Raw genomic sequence first — 16,286 nt, 5'->3', positions numbered from 1 at the left:
GGTGGCTATCCTCCCTCTGTTGACGCAACGAGGAGGCGGCCGGAATGAAGACGACGAGTCGGGTGGAAGCCGATGGCTTTCTGCGCGCACCCTTCGCCTGGTACGGGCTCGACGAGGCGTTCACCGGCCCGCGCCGGCTGATGCAGATCGGCACGGCGGCGGACGGCACCGTCCAGCACGGCTCGATGGGCCACGGTGACGAGCCGTCGATAAAGTCCGAGGCCGGCGGCGCGGAGAAGGAGCGCTTCGCCGTCGTCGTGACGGTCGCGGCGAACCCCGTGCGCCGCACCGGGGACGGCACCGGCGTCCTCGACGCCACCACGGTCTCGTCCGCCGCCTGGCTGGCCGGCTCCGGGCTCCTGGCCCACACCTGGCCCGCCTCGCTCGACCACGCGCTGCGGGACCACTGGCTCGACCAGCAGACGGAGACGGCCTTCGAGCTCGCCGACGACCTGGACGGGCCGGCGTGGTCGACGCTGTCGCTGCCGGTGGACGGGGTTCCGGTGCCGTTCCACTACCGGGAGACCGAGTTCGGCTGGGTCCTCGCGGGCTCCGCGGGGGACGTGCACATCGGGGCCTACGGGCGGGGGATGAGCGCGTACGGTCTGGGCTTCGCCCAGGTGAAGGACTTCGGCGCGTACGGCGCCTAGACACGGCGCGCAGCGCCTGGACATGACGAAGGGCGCCCCCACCCGGGGGCGCCCTTCGTCATGTCTCAGAACTTGTTGCGCGGCGTGATGCCCAGGCTCATGCCCGACAGGCCGCGCTGGCGGCCGCCGAGCTTGCCGGCGATGGCGCGGAGCGCCGCGCCCGCCGGGGAGTCGGGGTCGGAGAGGACGACCGGCTTGCCGTCGTCGCCGCCCTCGCGGAGCCGCACGTCGATCGGGATCGAGCCGAGGACCGGGACCGTGGCGCCCGTGGTCTGCGTCAGGCCGTCCGCGACCTTCTGGCCGCCGCCCGTGCCGAACACGTCGACCATCTCGTCGCAGTGCGGACACGGCAGGCCCGCCATGTTCTCGACGACGCCGACGATCTTCTGGTGCGTCTGGACGGCGATCGAGCCGGCCCGCTCGGCGACCTCGGCCGCCGCCTGCTGCGGGGTGGTGACGACGAGGATCTCCGCGTTCGGGACGAGCTGCGCGACCGAGATCGCGATGTCGCCGGTGCCCGGGGGCAGGTCGAGCAGGAGGACGTCCAGGTCGCCCCAGTACACGTCCGCGAGGAACTGCTGGAGCGCGCGGTGCAGCATCGGGCCGCGCCACACCACCGGGGCGTTGCCCGGGGTGAACATGCCGATGGAGATGACCTTCACGCCGTTCGCGGACGGCGGCATGATCATGTTCTCGACCTGGGTCGGACGGCCGTCCGCGCCCAGCATCCGCGGCACGCTGTGGCCGTAGATGTCGGCGTCGACGACACCGACCTTCAGACCGTCGGCGGCCATCGCCGCCGCGAGGTTCACGGTCACGGAGGACTTGCCGACGCCGCCCTTGCCGGACGCCACCGCGTACACCCGGGTCAGCGAGCCCGGCTTCGCGAAGGGCACCTCGCGCTCGGCGCTCGTGCCGCGCAGCGCCGCCGCCAGCTCCTTGCGCTGCTCGTCGCTCATCACGTCCAGCGAGACGTCGACGGAGGTGACGCCCTCGACCCGGGAGACGGCCTCGGTCACGCGCTGCGTGATGGTCTCGCGCATCGGGCAGCCGGAGACCGTCAGGTAGACCGTGACGGCGACCTTGCCGTCCGGTTCGATCTCCACCGACTTGACCATGCCGAGCTCAGTGATCGGCTTGTTGATCTCAGGGTCGTTCACCGTCGCCAGTGCTTCGAGCACCGCGTCTTCCGTAGCCATACCGACGATGGTACGGCGCCGACCACGGGCCGGTGAAAGGGCTGTCAACGGTCGGGTACGTCACTTCCCCGGTCCTCGCCGGACGGGAATAGATCCCGGCGCTCCTCCAGCTCCTTGATCAGGTCCTGGAGCTCCGAGCGGATCCAGTCGCGGGTCGCGACCTCGCCGAGGCCCATCCGCAGCGCCGCGATCTCCCGGGTCAGGTACTCGGTGTCCGCGATCGACCGCTCGTTCTGCTTCCGGTCCTGTTCGAGGTTGACCCGGTCCCGGTCGTCCTGCCGGTTCTGCGCGAGCAGGATCAGCGGAGCCGCGTACGAGGCCTGCAGGGACAGCGCGAGCGTCAGGAAGATGAAGGGGTACTCGTCGAACCTCAGGGACGACGGCGCGAAGATGTTCCACCCGATCCAGACGACGACCGTCAGGGTCATCCAGACCAGGAACCTGCCCGTGCCCAGGAACCGGGCGATCCGCTCCGACAGCCGCCCGAAGGCCTCGGGGTCGTACTCCGGCAGCAGCCGGGACCGCCGCTCGCGCGGCAGGTCGAGCCGGATGCGGGGCACGGACCGCTCCCGGTCCCGGTCCTGGGTGCGCTCAGCCGCCATGTCCGGACCCCTCCTCGTGGAACTCGGTCTCCCGCCAGTCCTCCGGCAGCAGGTGGTCGAGCACGTCGTCGACGGTGACCGCGCCGAGCAGCGAGCCGCTCTCGTCGACCACGGGCGCGGCCACCATGTTGTACGCGGCGAGGTAGCTGGTCACGGCCGGCAGCGGGGTGTCCGGGCCGAGCGGCGGCAGATCGCTGTCCACGAGCGAGCTGACCAGGGTGAACGGCGGGTCGCGGAGGAGCCGCTGGAAGTGCACCGTGCCCAGGTACTTGCCGGTCGGAGTCTCGTCCGGCGGCCGGCACACGTACACCTGCGCGGCGAGCGCCGGCGACAGGTCCTGCTGGCGGACCCGGGCCAGGGCGTCCGCGACGGTGGCGTCCGGGCGCAGCACGATCGGCTCGGTCGTCATCAGACCGCCCGCCGTGCGCTCCTCGTACGCCAGGAGCCGGCGCACGTCGGCCGCGTCGTCCGGCTGCATCAGGGTGAGGAGCCGCTCCTGGTCCTCCTCGGGCAGCTCGGACAGCAGGTCGGCGGCGTCGTCCGGGTCCATCGCCTCCAGGACGTCGGCGGCCCGCTCCTCCTTCAGCTTGCCGAGGATCTCGATCTGGTCGTCCTCCGGCAGCTCCTCCAGGACGTCGGCGAGCCGGTCGTCGTCGAGGGCCGCGGCGACCTCGGCGCGCCGTTTGGGGGAGAGGTGGTGCAGGGCGTTGGCGAGGTCGGCGGGGCGGAGCTTCTCGAAGGTGGCCAGCAGGTTCTCGGCGCCCTGTCCGTGCTCCTCCAGGGAGAAGCCGGTGACGGCCGACCACTCGACGGTCAGCGTCTCGCCCTTGCGGCTCAGGACGCCGCCCTTGCCCTTGCGGACGAAGACCTTGTCGATCTCCCAGTCGCGGCGGGCCGGCAGCTGCTGGATGGAGACGTCGAGGACGGTGACCTCCTCGCCCGACTCCACCAGCGTGACCCGCCGGTCGAGGAGCTCGCCGAGGACGAGCCGCTCGGTGGGGCGCCGCTCGAAGCGGCGCATGTTGACGACGCCGGTGGTGATGACCTGGCCGGAGGCGACGCCGGTGATCCGGGTCATGGGGACGAAGACCCGGCGGCGGCTGAGCACCTCCACGACCATGCCGAGCAGCCGGGGCGGCCGGCGGCCGACGCGGAGCATGGCGACGAGGTCGCTGACGCGGCCCACCTGGTCGCCGACGGGGTCGAAGACGGGGACTCCGGCGAGATGGGAGACGAAGATCCTGGGGGCGCCTGCCACCATGCCACGCGCCTCCTCGGTGCCGCACGATTCGAGTGGTCGATGCGGGTCGTCGATACGAGCCGTCGATACGAGTTGTTGTGGAGCTTTGCCGGTGTTTGCAGAGCTTTGCCGGGTTCAGGCTAGCCCGTGCCGTTCCGCCCCGCCCCGGCAGAGACTCCGTACGGCTGCCTGCGGGGCCCGTCACCTGTCCCGGGTACGCTGCGGTCTGCCGTTCCCCCCCCATCGGCCCCGGCACCGGACCCGGCTCTTCCGTCCGGCCGGATCGCGGCCGTCGCGGCAACCCGTACGGGCCGTGCCCGTCACCCCCCCCACACGACACGAGAGGCAGCGCAGATGACCGTTCGTACCCCGTCATCGCGTATCCGCAGGGCCGTCACGCCCCTGGCGCTCTGCGCCGGACTGACGGTGGGACTCACGGCCTGCGCCGCCGATCCGGACGAGGGGACGAACGGGGTGGGGAGACTCTCCGCCCCCGAGATCGAGCAGAAGGCGCAGTCGGCGGCGGACTCGGCGAAGGCGGTGCGTCTCTCCGGCACCCTGGTCAGCAAGGGCGGCGCCTTCAAGCTGAACATGCGCCTCAAGCAGAACGGCGCGAGCGGCTCGGTGACGACGAAGAACAGCACCTTCGAGCTGCTGCGGGTCGGCGACGCGCTCTATCTGAAGGCCGACGCGGGGTTCTGGGACCACGACGACAAGGCGACCCACGGGACCTCGGAGGCGGGCTCGGAGGCCGCCGACACCCTCGACGACAAATACGTGAAGGTCCCGCAGGGCGACCCCTCGTACAAGCAGCTGCGCGGCTTCACCGAGATGGGCCCGCTCCTCGACGGGCTCATCGGCCTGCACGGCGAGAAGGTCAAGGGCGACCGGGACCAGATCGGCGGGGTCCGCACGGTCAAGGTCAAGGGCGGGGCCGACGGCGAGGGCGGCACGCTCGACGTGTCCCTGGACGGCCTGCCGTACCCCGTGCAGTTCGCGCGCGGCGGGGGAGCGGGGGTCGTGGTGCTCTCCGAGTGGAACAAGGACTTCCCGCTCGCGGAGCCGTCCAAGGAGGAGACCCTCGACTACGGCAAGCAGCTGCCCCGAACCTGACGACCTAGGGGCGCTTCTTCTTCCGGAACAGCAGCTTCGGCAGACCCGCCGGGATCGGCCGGCGGGTGTTCGCCGCCGTCGGCAGCGGTACGGCGGCCAGGGAGCCGTCCGGGTGCTCCGTGGTCGAGGAGCGCGGGTCGAGCCGTACGACCCGGCACTCGCGCGCCCAGCGCCCCGGCATGGCCTCGCCGTCGGGGGCGTTGAGCCGCTTGCCCTTCAGCTCGGCGACCGCCGCCTCCCACTCCTCCGTGCCGGGGGAGAGCTCGCGGACGGTGGCGGTCCAGGCGACGAGCCGGCCGCCCTTGTCCTTGCTGCGGACGGTCACCTCGGCCGTACCGCCGTCGACCAGGCCCGGCAGCGGCTGCTCACCGGGGCCGTCGCCGACGACGTGCGCGGCACCGTCGTGCCAGACGTGCCAGAGCGCGCGGGCGGGTCCGGTGCCGCGCACCCACACGAGGCCGGACTTCTTGGTGGCCTCCTCGACGAGGGCGGACCCGAGCTGCTCTTCTGTCATGGCGCGAAGCCTATCGGGCGGGTTTCTACAGCCAGCCGTTGCGCTTGAGGGTGCGGTGGATGGTGAAGCAGATCGCGATGATGCCGGTGAGCACCATCGGGTAGCCGTACTTCCAGTGCAGCTCCGGCATGTGGTCGAAGTTCATCCCGTACACGCCGCAGACCGCCGTGGGGACGGCGACGATCGCCGCCCACGAGGTGATCTTGCGCATGTCCTCGTTCTGCGCGACGGTCGCCTGCGCCAGGTTGGCCTGGAGGATCGAGTTGAGGAGCTCGTCGAAGCCGACGACCTGCTCCTGGACGCGGGCGAGGTGGTCGGCGACGTCCCGGAAGTACTTCTGGATGTCCGGGTCGACGAGCCGCATCGGCCGCTCGGAGAGCAGCTGCATCGGGCGGAGCAGCGGCGTGACGGCCCGCTTGAACTCCAGTACCTCGCGCTTGAGCTGGTAGATCCGGCCGGTGTCCGTGCCGCGCGTGGAGCCCTTCGCGGCCGGCGAGAAGACGTCGATCTCCAGCTGGTCGATGTCCAGCTCGACGGCGTCGGCGACCGCGATGTAGCCGTCGACGACGTGGTCGGCGATGGCGTGCAGCACGGCCGAGGGGCCCTTGGCGAGGAGCTCCGGCTCGCCCTGGAGGCGGTGGCGGAGGTTGCGCAGGGAGCCCTGGCCGCCGTGCCGGACGGTGATGACGAAGTCGGGGCCGGTGAAGACCATCACCTCGCCGGTCTCCACGACCTCGCTGGTGGCGGTGAGTTCGGCGTGCTCGACGTAGTGGATGGTCTTGAAGACGGTGAAGAGGGTGTCGTCGTACCGCTCCAGCTTGGGCCGCTGGTGGGCGTGGACGGCGTCCTCGACGGCGAGCGGGTGCAGCCCGAACTCGGCGGCGATCCCGGCGAATTCGGCCTCGGTCGGCTCGTGGAGGCCGATCCAGGCGAAGCCGCCGCTCTCCCGCACCTGGCGCATCGCGCCGCGCGGGGTGAGGCAGGCGCGGTCGTCGATCCGGCGCCCGTCGCGGTAGACGGCGCAGTCGACCACGGCGCTGGAGGCCGAGTGGTCGCGGGTGGGGTCGTACGAGGTGTACGTGGTGGGCGTCTTGCGCAGGCTGTGCCGCAGGCTCGGGCGGACGGCGGCGGTGAGGTCACGGATCATCGACATGGGCGTGCTCCTTCACGGATCGGCCGTCGGCGCGGAGCATGGCACAGCCCGGAATGGGGACGGAGAGGTACGTCGTCCACAAAGCGGGCGGCACCGAAGGGGCGCGGAGACGGCGGTCGCTACAGACAGGGAAAGGCGAAAATTGCTCTTCCGTCGTGCGAGATGCCGGAGGGGCGGGTCCGTGCCGGACCCGGACGTCACCGGGAGGAGCGCACCGGGCTGGGGTGCGGAGCGGCGGAAGAGCGGCTGGTACTGCCCGATCGACTTCGGTCCATCGCAGTCCCACCTCCTCCGGCCGGTCCCCTGTCGGGGATGACGTGTGACGAGCAGTCGGGTATCCCGACCAGTGGCCAACACTATCAGCCGACAGAGGGTCAATCCCTTCCTTTGCCCGTTCCATACGCGATCTATGCTCCCCGCATGGGAGAAGTTCTTGCACTGGTCGAGGCCCGGCTGCGGACGGCGCTCGGCGAACCGGACGCGCGCGCCGCGGTGACCTTCCTCGGCACGGACCGGATCGAGGTGCTGCGCTTCGTCGACGGCGACCTCGTGCGGTACGCGACCCTCGGGATGTCCGCACAGCCGATGGCCGATCCGACCTCCGCGCTCGCCGACCCGGTGAAGGGCCCGCGCGCGGAGCTCGTCCTGACGGTACGGGGCGGGCTCGCCGACACCGACAAGGTGCTGCGCCCGCTCGCGGTCCTCGCCGCCACCCCGCAGGTCGAGGGCGTGGTCGTGGCCCCGGGCGCCTCGCTCGACGTCGGCGACGCGCTCTGGCCCGGCGCCCCCTTCAGCTCGGTGCTCGTCGCCGAGTCGGGCGGCCTGGTGGAGGACCTGGAGCTCGACGCGCCGATGGACCCGGTCCGCTTCCTGCCCCTCCTCCCGATGACCTCGAACGAGGCCGCGTGGAAGCGGGTGCACGGGGCGCAGGCCCTGGAGGAGCGCTGGCTGGCACAGGGGACGGACCTGCGCGATCCGCTGCGCAGGTCCGTGGGTCTGGACTGAGGCCGGGCCTGTCCCAGGGCCTGTCCGGCGGATCAGGGCCTAGGAAAGGCCCTGGTTGGCGAAGGCCCCGACGCCGTCCTCCGTGGCGTGCTTCGGGGCCAGTACGCGCGCCTCGTGCGTGAGGGCGGTGCGGCGGACCCGGACGATCACGGCGCCGATGACGGCGGCCGCGCCGGCCACCACGAAGGGCGTGTGGACGTCGCTCCACTCCTCGATCTTCGGGGCGAGGTACGGGGCGGCCGCCGCGGCGAACCAGCGGACGAAGTTGTAGCCCGCGCTCGCGACCGGGCGCGGGGCGTCCGAGACGCCGAGGGCCAGCTCGGTGAAGACGGTGTTGTTGACGCCGATGAACGCGCCCGACAGGACCGTGCAGACGATCGCGGTCGTGTGGCTCCCGTACCCGAGCACCACGACGTCCGCCGCGAGCAGGACGAGCGAGCCGCCGAGCACCGTGAGCGAGCCGAAGCGCCGCTGGAGGCGGGGTGCGACGAGCACCGAGAAGACGGCGAGCAGCACGCCCCAGGCGAAGAACACCGCGCCGGACCTGTACGGCGTCATGTTCGGCACGAACGGGGTGAAGGCGAGCACGGTGAAGAACGCGTGGTTGTAGAAGAACGCCGCCGCCGCGGCCGAGGCGAGGCCGCCGTGACCGAGTGCCCGGATCGGGTCGAGGAGCGAGACCTTGCGGACCGGCCTCGGCTGTTCCCTGAGGAAGGCCGTGATGCAGAGGGAGCCGATCGCCGTCAGGGCGGCCGTGCCGAAGAAGGGGTAGCGCCAGCTCGCGTTGCCGAGGGCGGCGCCGAGGAGCGGCCCGCAGGCCATGCCGAGGCCGAGCGCCGACTCGTACAGCAGGATCGCCGCCGCGCTGCCGCCGGCCGCCGCGCCGACGATGACGGCGAGCGAGGTCGAGACGAAGAGCGCGTTGCCCAGGCCCCAGCCGGCCCGGAAGCCGACGAGCTGACCGACCGTGTCCGAGGTGCCGGCGAGGGCGGCGAAGACGACGACGGGCGCGAGACCGGCGAGCAGGGTCCTGCGGCCGCCGATGCGGCTGGAGACGAAGCCGGTGGGTCCGGGGTGAACGCTCCGGGCCGGACGGGTGATCGTGTGTGGTCGTCCTTGACGCGGAGCGGAAGAGCTAGGACCGTTGAGCCCTATGAGGGGCGAACCCAGTTGTCCGAAGTGCGGTGGCCGGGTCAGGGCGCCCGGTCTCTTCGCCGACTCCTGGCAGTGTGATGTGCACGGCTCGGTGCACCCGCTCCAGCCCGTGATCCCGCCCAGCGTCGAGGGCCTCGGGGTCGTGGTGAACAGGTCCCACGTCCCGGTGTGGATGCCGTGGCCCCTGCCCGTCGGCTGGCTCTTCACCGGGGTCGCGTACGCCGGGGACGACCGCAGCGGCGGACGCGCCACGGCCGTCGCCTGTTCGGGCCCCGGCCCGCTCGGCGGGATCGGCGAGCTGCTCCTGGTCGCCGAGGAGCTCGGCGTCGGACTCGGTGCGCGGTACGCCGGCATCGACGGCCTCGACCCCGGCTCCGGCATGGCCATCGACAAACCTCCCCAGGCGAAGGTGCTCGCCGCCGGGCGGCCCACCCCGCTCTGGCACGTCACCGGCGCCCCGCAGGACCGCGCGGTCTTCGCGGGCGAGGCGCGCGGACTGTGGCTGTGGGCGATCGTCTGGCCCGAGCAGTCCGGCCTCCTGATGTACGACGAGCTGGTCCTCACGGACCTGCGCGACGCGGGCGCCGAGGTCGACCTGCTGCCCTGCGGCGCGCTCACCCCGAGGCTGCTCGGCTAGGGCCTGTCCGGCGGATCATCGCCGGGTCCGCGGCGGGTGCGGCCCGTGACGTTCCGTACGGACGTGTTCGATTCGCCCGTTATGCTGGAGCGTCCCTCCGTCCGTGCCGAGCCCTGGAGTCCAGCGTCGTGCGCATCGATCTGCACACCCACTCCACGGCCTCCGACGGTACGGACTCCCCGGCCGAGCTCGTCAGGAACGCGGCCGCGGCCGGACTCGACGTCGTCGCGCTGACGGACCACGACACCACCCGCGGCCACGCCGAGGCGATCGCCGCCCTGCCCGAGGGACTGACCCTCGTCACCGGGGCCGAGCTCTCCTGCCGGATGGACGGCATCGGGCTGCACATGCTCGCGTACCTCTTCGACCCCGAGGAGCCGGCGCTCCTCGCCGAGCGCGAACTCGTCCGCGACGACCGGGTGCCGCGCGCCCGCGGCATGGTCGGCAAGCTCCAGGAGCTCGGCGTCCCCGTCACCTGGGAGCAGGTCGCCCGGATCGCCGGCGACGGCTCCGTCGGCCGCCCGCACGTCGCGGAGGCGCTCGTCGAGCTCGGAGTCGTACCGGACGTGTCCGGGGCGTTCACGCCCGAGTGGCTCGCCGACGGCGGCCGGGCGTACGTCGAGAAGCACGAGCTGGACCCGGTCGACGCGATCCGCCTCGTCAGGGCGGCCGGTGGCGTCACCGTCTTCGCGCACCCGCTCGCCGTCAAGCGGGGCGAGGTGCTGCCGGAGGCCTCGATAGCCCGGCTCGCCGAGGCCGGACTCGACGGCATCGAGGTCGACCACATGGACCACGACGAGGCGACCCGCGCCCGGCTGCGGGGACTCGCGAAGGAGCTCGGTCTGCTGACCACGGGCTCCAGCGACTACCACGGCAGCCGCAAGACCTGTCGCCTCGGCGAGTACACCACCGACCCCGAGATCTACGGCGAGATCACCCGCCGCGCCGCGGGCGCCTTCCCGGTCCCCGGCGCCGGCGGACCCGCCGCCTGAGGCCACTCCGGCGGGCCGGGGCCGTGCGGCCCCGCCCCCGGACCCGAGCGGCCGGCCCGCCCGCCCACGGACTCCGTCGGCCGGGGAGCCCGCTCCCCGGCCGGTCCGTGCCCGTGCCGCGTCCGTGCCGTGTCAGGTTCGCCGACACGCGTGCGTCGCCGGCCCGGCTCCGCTCCCAGGCCTTCCTCTTCCTGGCCCGCCCCCGTACGGCTCCGTGCCGTGCGCGGGGTCGCGCTTCCCCTGCCCTGTCGCCGGAATCCTGCATTCCGCCCCGTAGGGGTACACCCCACCGTTCCACCTCTCCCGCAAGGCACCCCACCGTGTTCGACGTCGCCGTCTTCGGCTCGCTGTTCCTCACCCTCTTCGTGATCATGGATCCCCCCGGGATCACCCCGATCTTCCTCGCCCTCACCTCCGGCCGTCCGGCCAAGGTGCAGCGCCGGATGGCCTGGCAGGCCGTCGCCGTCGCCTTCGGCGTCATCACCGTCTTCGGTCTCCTGGGCCAGCAGATCCTGGACTACCTGCACGTCTCCGTCCCCGCGCTGATGATCGCGGGCGGTCTCCTGCTGCTGCTCATCGCGCTCGACCTGCTCACCGGCAAGACCGACGAGCCCAAGCAGACCAAGGACGTGAACGTCGCCCTCGTCCCGCTCGGCATGCCGCTGCTCGCCGGTCCCGGTGCGATCGTCTCCGTCATCCTCGCCGTGCAGAACGCCGACAGCGTCGCCTCGCAGGTCTCCGTCTGGACCGCCATCGCCGCCATGCACGTGGTGCTCTGGCTGACCATGCGGTACTCGCTGCTGATCATCCGCGTCATCAAGGACGGCGGCGTCGTCCTGGTGACCCGGCTCGCCGGCATGATGCTCTCCGCCATCGCGGTGCAGCAGATCATCAACGGCATCACCCAGGTGATCCAGAACGCCTGAGGCCCCCCGGAAACCACTGCGCCCCCGTACGGATTCCGCTCTTGCGGAGTCCGTGCGGGGGCGCGGTGCGTGGTGTGGACCCGGCCTGTTACGAGGCCGAGGTCTCGGCGGGGCGGATCCAGATGCGCTGGCCGATCGCGGCGGCCTGCTGCACGATCCGATTGACGGAGGCGGCGTCCACGACGGTCGAGTCGACAGGCGTGCCGTCGATGTCGTCGAGTCGCAGGATTTCGAAGCGCACGGGCTTCTCCCTTCGTCTGAGTTGATCCTCCTGGGCGGAGAACTGCGTTACACAGGGGTCCAACGACATGCATCCTGCAAACATTCCCTACGCTAAGGAAAATTTTCGGATGTCTAACTACCTCCTGGTGGGAGGGTGTGGCGGCCGGGCCGGGAGCGGCGGAGAATGAGCCCCGTATGAACGACGCAGACACCACCGACCAGGTCCCCGAGACCGCGACCGAAGCCCGCCTGCACGCCTTGGACGCCCGCCTGGAGCGCACCAATGAGCTCCTGCAGCGGATGCTGGCCGAGGTCGCCAAGACCCCGTCCACCCACGCCATCTTCGTCGACGCAGGTTACGTCCATGCTGCGGCCGGGTTGCTGGTGGCGGGCACCGAGGACCGGCGCTCCTTCGACCTCGACGCCGAGGGCCTGATCGAGGCCTTCATCGACAAGGCCCGCACGATCTTCGCGGACAGCCGACTCCTCCGCGTCTACTGGTACGACGGGGCCCGCCGCCGGATCCACACCCCCGAGCAGCAGGCCATCGCCGAGCTCCCCGACGTCAAGGTCCGCCTCGGCAACCTCAACGCCAACAACCAGCAGAAGGGCGTCGACTCCCTCATCCGCAGCGACCTGGAGTCCCTCGCCCGCCACCGCGCCATCAGCGACGCCGCCCTCGTCGGCGGCGACGAGGACCTCGTCTCGGCCGTCGAGGCCGCGCAGGGCTACGGGGCCCGCGTCCACCTCTGGGGCATCGAGGCCGCCGAGGGACGCAACCAGGCCGAGGCGCTGCTCTGGGAGGTCGACAGCCTGCGCACCTTCGAGCTCGACTTCTGCCGCCCGTACGTCACGCGCCGCCCCGTCACGACGTACGAGAACGAGGGCGAGCCGCCGCCCTCCCGCGACGAGGTGCGCTTCGTCGGCGCCCAGATCGCCGCCGCCTGGCTCGCCGGGCAGGGCCGGGACCGGCTCGCCGAGCTCCTGCCGGGCGCGCCCTTCCTCCCGGGACCGGTCGACCAGGAACTGCTCGTCGAGGCGGAGCGCCTGCTCAGTCGCTCACTGCGCGGCCATGCCGCACTGCGGCGGGCGCTGCGCGACGGCTTCTGGCAGCACCTCAAGGCGCAGTACTGACCTTGCTGTTCGCCCGCTCCCAGAAGCCGGTGAGGCCGTCCGTCAGCTCCCGGGGGTGCGAGACGTTGGGGGAGTGGCCGGCGCCCGCCACGACCGTGCGGTGGGCGCCGGTACGGGCGGCGGCGGCCGCGAGGTCCGCCGGCGCCCAGACCATCTCGTCCGTCCCGTACGCGAAGTGCAGCGGCACGCGCAGGGCGGCCAGCTCCTCCGTACCGTCCTGACGGGCAAGCAGCAGCCGCCCGGCGCCCGCGAGTTGGGCGATGCGGGTACGCATCCAGCGGCGCCGCAGGAAGCCCGCGAGCGCCGGTGTGTCGCCCGTCTCCGGCTCCTCGCCGCGGCTGTCCAGCCAGCACATGGCCTGCCACACCCGCTCCTTCGGCAGCACCGCGAGCGCGGCGCGCAGCACCCGCACCCGGATCCGCTGCGGCCGTGCGACACGGCCGGGACCCGAGGACAGTAGCGTGAGCGACATGAAGGCGCCCGGCGCGAGGGCGGCCGCCGCGCGGGCCACCAGACCCCCGAACGAGTGGCCGACCAGGTGCACGGGGCCGTCCCCGAGGGCCGCGGCCTGCGCCACCGCGTCCAGCGCGAGCGCCTTGCGACGGTAGGCGGCCCGGCCCCGGGGGCCCGGCGTCTCGTTCTGGCCGCGCCCGTCCACGGCCACCGCCCGGTACCCGGCCTCGCTCAGCGGCCCGAGCAGCTCGATGAAGTCCTCCTTGCTGCCGGTGTACCCGGGCAGCAGCAGCACCGTGCCCCGCCGCGCCCCCACGGCCTCCGCGTCGAGCACGGCGAACGGTCCACGCACGGTCTCCAGCCGGTGGGCCCGGGTGCGGGGCGGCAGGACGAGGGAACGGGGCTTGCTCATAGGGGGACTGTAACGGCGCGCGGGGGAGACGGCCGAGCGGCCCGGTCCCTGGGGAGGGACCGGGCCGCTCGGATGCCGCGGGGCGGGGTCAGCCTTCCGGCTGGGCCGTCGCCTTCTTCGTGGTGCGGCGGCGCGGAGCGGCCTTCTTCGGGGCCTCCTCCGTCGCCGGTGCCTCGACCTCGGCGGCCGCGGCCTTCTTGGTCGTACGGCGGCGGGCCGGAGCCTTCGGCTCGGTCTTCGGCGCGGAGGCCTCGGGGGCCTCGGCGGCGACCGCCTTCTTCGTGGTGCGGCGGCGCGGGGCGGCCTTCTTGGGGGCCTCCTCGGTAGCCGGTGCCTCGACGGTCTCGGCGACCGGCTCGGCCACGGCCTTCTTCGCCGTCCGGCGGCGCGGGGCGGCCTTCTTCGGGGCCTCCTCCACGACCGGCTCGGCGACCGGCTCCGCGACCGGCGCGGCGACCGGTGCGGCCACGATGATGACCTCACCGGCGGACTCCGCGGCCACCGGCGAACCGGCGGGCCGGCGGGCCGCACGGCGACGGCGCGGCGCGGGCTCCTCCGCGACCGGCTCGGCGACCGGCTCGACGACCGGGGCCTCGGCCACCGGCGCCTCGGCGGTCACCGGAGAACCGGCGGGCCGACGGGCCGTGCGGCGACGGCGCGGCGCGGGGACCTCGGCGACGACCGGGGCCTCGGCGACGGGCGCGGAGACGACCGGCTCGGCGACCGGGGCGGCGACGGGCTCGACGACGACCGGCTCGGCCACGGGAGCGGCGACGGCCTCGGTCACCGGCTCCGCCACGGCCTTCTTCGCCGTCCGGCGACGCGGGGCCTTCTTCGGCTCCTCGACCACCACCGGAGCGGCCTCGACGGCCGGCTCCTCGGCACGCTTCGCCATCAGAGCGACAGCGGCGCTCTCGGGCGTCTGGAACGACACGGTCTCCTCGACCGGCCGCGCCACCCGGGGACGGCGGCGGCGCGGGGCCGGAGCCGGCTCCGGGGCCGCGGCGACGGCCACGGGCTCCGGGCGGGCGGCGGCACGGGTACGGCGACGGGGAGCCTTCGGCTCCTCGACGACCTGGGCCGGGGCGGCCGGGGCCTCGACGACGACCGGCGCCTGGACGACCGGGGCCTCGAAGACGGGCGCCTTGACGACGGGCGCCTTGACCTCGGGCTCCTTGACGGCGACCGGGGCCTCGGCGGCCGGGGCCGCCACGGGGATCTGGGCCGCCATCGGCGCGGCGCCCGGCGCTCCGACGCGGGTGCGACGGCGACGGCGCGGGGTGCGCGGGGCGGACTCGGTGCGGGCCTCGTCCGCCGGCGTCTCGACGGCCGGGGTCTCGGCGGCCGGGGCCGTCGTCGCCGGGACGCCGTCGAGCTCGCTGCCGCCGCGGGTGCGGCGACGCTGGCGCGGGGTCCGCGTACGGGCCGGGCGCTCCTCGGTCTTCTCGGCGGCCTTCGGGCCGCGGCCACGGCGGCCGCCGGGCTCGCCCAGGTCCTCCAGCTCCTCCGCGCCGAGACCCGCACGGGTCCGCTCGGAGCGGGGCAGGATGCCCTTGGTGCCCGCCGGGATGTCCAGCTCCTCGTAGAGGTGCGGCGACGAGGAGTACGTCTCGACCGGGTCGTGGAAGTCGAGGCCGAGCGCCTTGTTGATGAGCTGCCAGCGCGGAATGTCGTCCCAGTCGACCAGCGTCACCGCCGTACCCTTCGCCCCCGCGCGGCCGGTGCGGCCGACGCGGTGGAGGAAGGTCTTCTCGTCCTCCGGCGACTGGTAGTTGATGACGTGGGTGACGCCCTCGACGTCGATGCCGCGCGCGGCGACGTCGGTGCAGACGAGCACGTCGACCTTGCCGTTGCGGAAGGCGCGCAGCGCCTGCTCGCGGGCGCCCTGGCCGAGGTCGCCGTGGACGGCGCCGGAGGCGAAGCCGCGCCGCTCCAGCTGCTCGGCGATGTCGGCCGCCGTGCGCTTCGTGCGGCAGAAGATCATCGCGAGCCCGCGGCCGTCGGCCTGCAGGATGCGGGAGACCATCTCCGGCTTGTCCATGTTGTGCGCACGGTAGACGTGCTGCTTGATGTTGGCGACGGTCGCGCCCTCACCGTCGGGCGAGGTGGCCCGGATGTGGGTGGGCTGCGACATGTAGCGGCGGGCGAGACCGATGACCGCGCCCGGCATGGTCGCCGAGAACAGCATGGTCTGGCGCTTCGCCGGAAGCATGTTCATGATCTTCTCGACGTCGGGCAGGAAGCCCAGGTCGAGCATCTCGTCGGCCTCGTCGAGGACGAGGACCTTCACGTGCGAGAGGTCGAGCTTGCGCTGGCCGGCCAGGTCGAGGAGACGGCCGGGGGTGCCGACGACGACGTCGACGCCCTTCTGGAGCGCCTCGACCTGCGGCTCGTACGCCCGGCCGCCGTAGATGGCGAGCACGCGGACGTTGCGCACCTTGCCGGCCGTCAGCAGGTCGTTGGTGACCTGCTGGCACAGCTCGCGGGTGGGGACGACGACGAGCGCCTGCGGGGCGTCGGTCAGCTGCTCGGGCTTGGCCCGGCCGGCCTCGACGTCCGTCGGGACGGTGACGCGCTCCAGGATGGGGAGGCCGAAACCGAGGGTCTTGCCCGTGCCGGTCTTGGCCTGGCCGATGACGTCGGTGCCGGTGAGGGCGACCGGAAGCGTCATCTCCTGGATGGGGAAGGGGGTGACGATGCCGACGGCCTCCAGGGCCTCGGCCGTCTCAGGGAGGATTCCGAGTTCTCGGAAAGTCGTAGTCAGGGTGCTGCCTCTTCTGTGAGACGCGGCGCGAGGCGAACGAAGGGGGTCGTACCGTGCCGGGATCCTCCGGGGGGATCAGGGAGATCACCGCCGGGTGGCACGGGACCACTGCCGT

16 protein-coding genes are annotated in these 16,286 nt (G+C 72.8%); 7 read left to right on the top strand and 9 right to left on the bottom strand.

The window, feature by feature from the left end; translation table 11 throughout:
• Positions 1–44: 44 nt before the first annotated feature.
• Positions 45–650 (top strand): hypothetical protein, encoded by a 606-nt coding sequence (locus ACF07V_RS00510; RefSeq protein WP_392150696.1) that lies wholly within the window; start codon positions 45–47, stop codon positions 648–650.
• A gap of 65 nt (positions 651–715) precedes the next feature.
• On the opposite strand, the gene ACF07V_RS00505 is transcribed toward ACF07V_RS00510, so the two are convergent.
• The 3 genes from ACF07V_RS00505 to ACF07V_RS00495 are packed head-to-tail and all read right to left on the bottom strand — an operon-like array spanning position 716 to position 3,712.
• Positions 716–1,849: an Mrp/NBP35 family ATP-binding protein gene (locus tag ACF07V_RS00505; protein ID WP_392150695.1), complete on the bottom strand. Its 1,134-nt coding sequence runs from the start codon at positions 1,847–1,849 to the stop codon at positions 716–718.
• A 44-nt stretch (positions 1,850–1,893) separates the two neighbouring features.
• The gene (locus tag ACF07V_RS00500) at positions 1,894–2,451 is read right to left on the bottom strand and encodes a DUF1003 domain-containing protein (protein WP_392150694.1); all 558 of its coding nucleotides are present in this window, start codon (positions 2,449–2,451) and stop codon (positions 1,894–1,896) included.
• Positions 2,441–3,712 (bottom strand): magnesium transporter MgtE N-terminal domain-containing protein, encoded by a 1,272-nt coding sequence (locus ACF07V_RS00495; RefSeq protein ID WP_392150693.1) that lies wholly within the window; start codon positions 3,710–3,712, stop codon positions 2,441–2,443. Before ACF07V_RS00495 ends, ACF07V_RS00500 begins: the two co-directional genes overlap by 11 nt.
• 333 nt (positions 3,713–4,045) lie before the next feature.
• Between ACF07V_RS00495 and ACF07V_RS00490 the strand changes: the two genes are divergently transcribed.
• Positions 4,046–4,804 carry a hypothetical protein gene (locus ACF07V_RS00490; protein WP_392150692.1) on the top strand — a complete coding sequence of 253 codons (759 nt, stop codon included), beginning with the start codon at positions 4,046–4,048 and terminating at the stop codon, positions 4,802–4,804.
• A 4-nt stretch (positions 4,805–4,808) separates the two neighbouring features.
• Here the strand turns inward: ACF07V_RS00490 and ACF07V_RS00485 are convergent, their stop codons facing one another.
• Positions 4,809–5,318 (bottom strand): hypothetical protein, encoded by a 510-nt coding sequence (locus ACF07V_RS00485; RefSeq protein WP_392150691.1) that lies wholly within the window; start codon positions 5,316–5,318, stop codon positions 4,809–4,811.
• A 25-nt stretch (positions 5,319–5,343) separates the two neighbouring features.
• Positions 5,344–6,471 (bottom strand): magnesium and cobalt transport protein CorA, encoded by a 1,128-nt coding sequence (locus ACF07V_RS00480; RefSeq protein ID WP_392150690.1) that lies wholly within the window; start codon positions 6,469–6,471, stop codon positions 5,344–5,346.
• Positions 6,472–6,891: 420 nt separating this feature from the next.
• Between ACF07V_RS00480 and ACF07V_RS00475 the strand changes: the two genes are divergently transcribed.
• Entirely contained in the window at positions 6,892–7,476 is a 585-nt protein-coding gene (locus tag ACF07V_RS00475; RefSeq protein WP_392150689.1) for a suppressor of fused domain protein, read from the top strand.
• Between the two features lie 39 nt (positions 7,477–7,515).
• Here ACF07V_RS00475 and ACF07V_RS00470 read toward each other — a convergent pair whose 3' ends face one another.
• Complete coding sequence (locus tag ACF07V_RS00470) at positions 7,516–8,745, bottom strand: MFS transporter (RefSeq protein ID WP_392151344.1); 1,230 nt, start codon at positions 8,743–8,745, stop codon at positions 7,516–7,518.
• On the opposite strand from ACF07V_RS00470, the gene ACF07V_RS00465 reads away from it, so the two are divergent.
• The 3 genes from ACF07V_RS00465 (at position 8,630) to ACF07V_RS00455 (ending at position 11,186) form a co-directional block, all read left to right on the top strand.
• A complete protein-coding gene (locus ACF07V_RS00465; RefSeq protein ID WP_392150688.1) occupies positions 8,630–9,268 on the top strand; it encodes a DUF6758 family protein in 639 nt (212 codons plus the stop codon). The two genes, ACF07V_RS00470 and ACF07V_RS00465, sit on opposite strands and share 116 nt — an antisense overlap.
• Positions 9,269–9,396: 128 nt before the next feature.
• Positions 9,397–10,260 carry a PHP domain-containing protein gene (locus ACF07V_RS00460; protein WP_392150687.1) on the top strand — a complete coding sequence of 288 codons (864 nt, stop codon included), beginning with the start codon at positions 9,397–9,399 and terminating at the stop codon, positions 10,258–10,260.
• A 320-nt stretch (positions 10,261–10,580) separates the two neighbouring features.
• Entirely contained in the window at positions 10,581–11,186 is a 606-nt protein-coding gene (locus ACF07V_RS00455) for a MarC family protein (protein WP_351192827.1), read from the top strand.
• An 88-nt stretch (positions 11,187–11,274) separates the two neighbouring features.
• Here the strand turns inward: ACF07V_RS00455 and ACF07V_RS00450 are convergent, their stop codons facing one another.
• Complete coding sequence (locus ACF07V_RS00450) at positions 11,275–11,427, bottom strand: hypothetical protein (RefSeq protein ID WP_099054331.1); 153 nt, start codon at positions 11,425–11,427, stop codon at positions 11,275–11,277.
• A 176-nt stretch (positions 11,428–11,603) separates the two neighbouring features.
• Here ACF07V_RS00450 and ACF07V_RS00445 point away from each other — a divergent pair, with 176 nt between their 5' ends.
• Positions 11,604–12,542, top strand: a complete 939-nt coding sequence (locus ACF07V_RS00445; protein WP_392150686.1) for an NYN domain-containing protein — start codon at positions 11,604–11,606, stop codon at positions 12,540–12,542.
• On the opposite strand, the gene ACF07V_RS00440 is transcribed toward ACF07V_RS00445, so the two are convergent.
• Positions 12,526–13,407: an alpha/beta fold hydrolase gene (locus tag ACF07V_RS00440; RefSeq protein ID WP_392150685.1), complete on the bottom strand. Its 882-nt coding sequence runs from the start codon at positions 13,405–13,407 to the stop codon at positions 12,526–12,528. The genes ACF07V_RS00445 and ACF07V_RS00440 overlap by 17 nt on opposite strands.
• An 88-nt stretch (positions 13,408–13,495) precedes the next feature.
• Positions 13,496–16,078, bottom strand: a complete 2,583-nt coding sequence (locus ACF07V_RS00435; protein WP_392150684.1) for a DEAD/DEAH box helicase — start codon at positions 16,076–16,078, stop codon at positions 13,496–13,498.
• Positions 16,079–16,286: the final 208 nt, after the last annotated feature.

It is taken from the genome of Streptomyces sp. NPDC015661, assembly GCF_043077765.1.
Taxonomy (GTDB): Bacteria; Actinomycetota; Actinomycetes; order Streptomycetales; family Streptomycetaceae; genus Streptomyces.
This window is presented reverse-complemented; position numbering and strand designations above follow the sequence as displayed.

Excerpts from the sequence above, each read along its gene's own strand:
- ACF07V_RS00480 (WP_392150690.1), bottom strand. The coding sequence starts at position 6,471 with ATGTCGATGATCCGTGACCTCACCGCCGCCGTCCGCCCGAGCCTGCGG.
- ACF07V_RS00500 (WP_392150694.1), bottom strand. The coding sequence starts at position 2,451 with ATGGCGGCTGAGCGCACCCAGGACCGGGACCGGGAGCGGTCCGTGCCC.
- ACF07V_RS00435 (WP_392150684.1), bottom strand. The coding sequence starts at position 16,078 with ATGACGCTTCCGGTCGCCCTCACCGGCACCGACGTCATCGGCCAGGCC.
- ACF07V_RS00465 (WP_392150688.1), top strand. The coding sequence starts at position 8,630 with ATGAGGGGCGAACCCAGTTGTCCGAAGTGCGGTGGCCGGGTCAGGGCG.
- ACF07V_RS00505 (WP_392150695.1), bottom strand. The coding sequence starts at position 1,849 with ATGGCTACGGAAGACGCGGTGCTCGAAGCACTGGCGACGGTGAACGAC.
- ACF07V_RS00495 (WP_392150693.1), bottom strand. The coding sequence starts at position 3,712 with ATGGTGGCAGGCGCCCCCAGGATCTTCGTCTCCCATCTCGCCGGAGTC.
- ACF07V_RS00475 (WP_392150689.1), top strand. The coding sequence starts at position 6,892 with ATGGGAGAAGTTCTTGCACTGGTCGAGGCCCGGCTGCGGACGGCGCTC.
- ACF07V_RS00485 (WP_392150691.1), bottom strand. The coding sequence starts at position 5,318 with ATGACAGAAGAGCAGCTCGGGTCCGCCCTCGTCGAGGAGGCCACCAAG.
- ACF07V_RS00510 (WP_392150696.1), top strand. The coding sequence starts at position 45 with ATGAAGACGACGAGTCGGGTGGAAGCCGATGGCTTTCTGCGCGCACCC.
- ACF07V_RS00490 (WP_392150692.1), top strand. The coding sequence starts at position 4,046 with ATGACCGTTCGTACCCCGTCATCGCGTATCCGCAGGGCCGTCACGCCC.
- ACF07V_RS00440 (WP_392150685.1), bottom strand. The coding sequence starts at position 13,407 with ATGAGCAAGCCCCGTTCCCTCGTCCTGCCGCCCCGCACCCGGGCCCAC.
- ACF07V_RS00445 (WP_392150686.1), top strand. The coding sequence starts at position 11,604 with ATGAACGACGCAGACACCACCGACCAGGTCCCCGAGACCGCGACCGAA.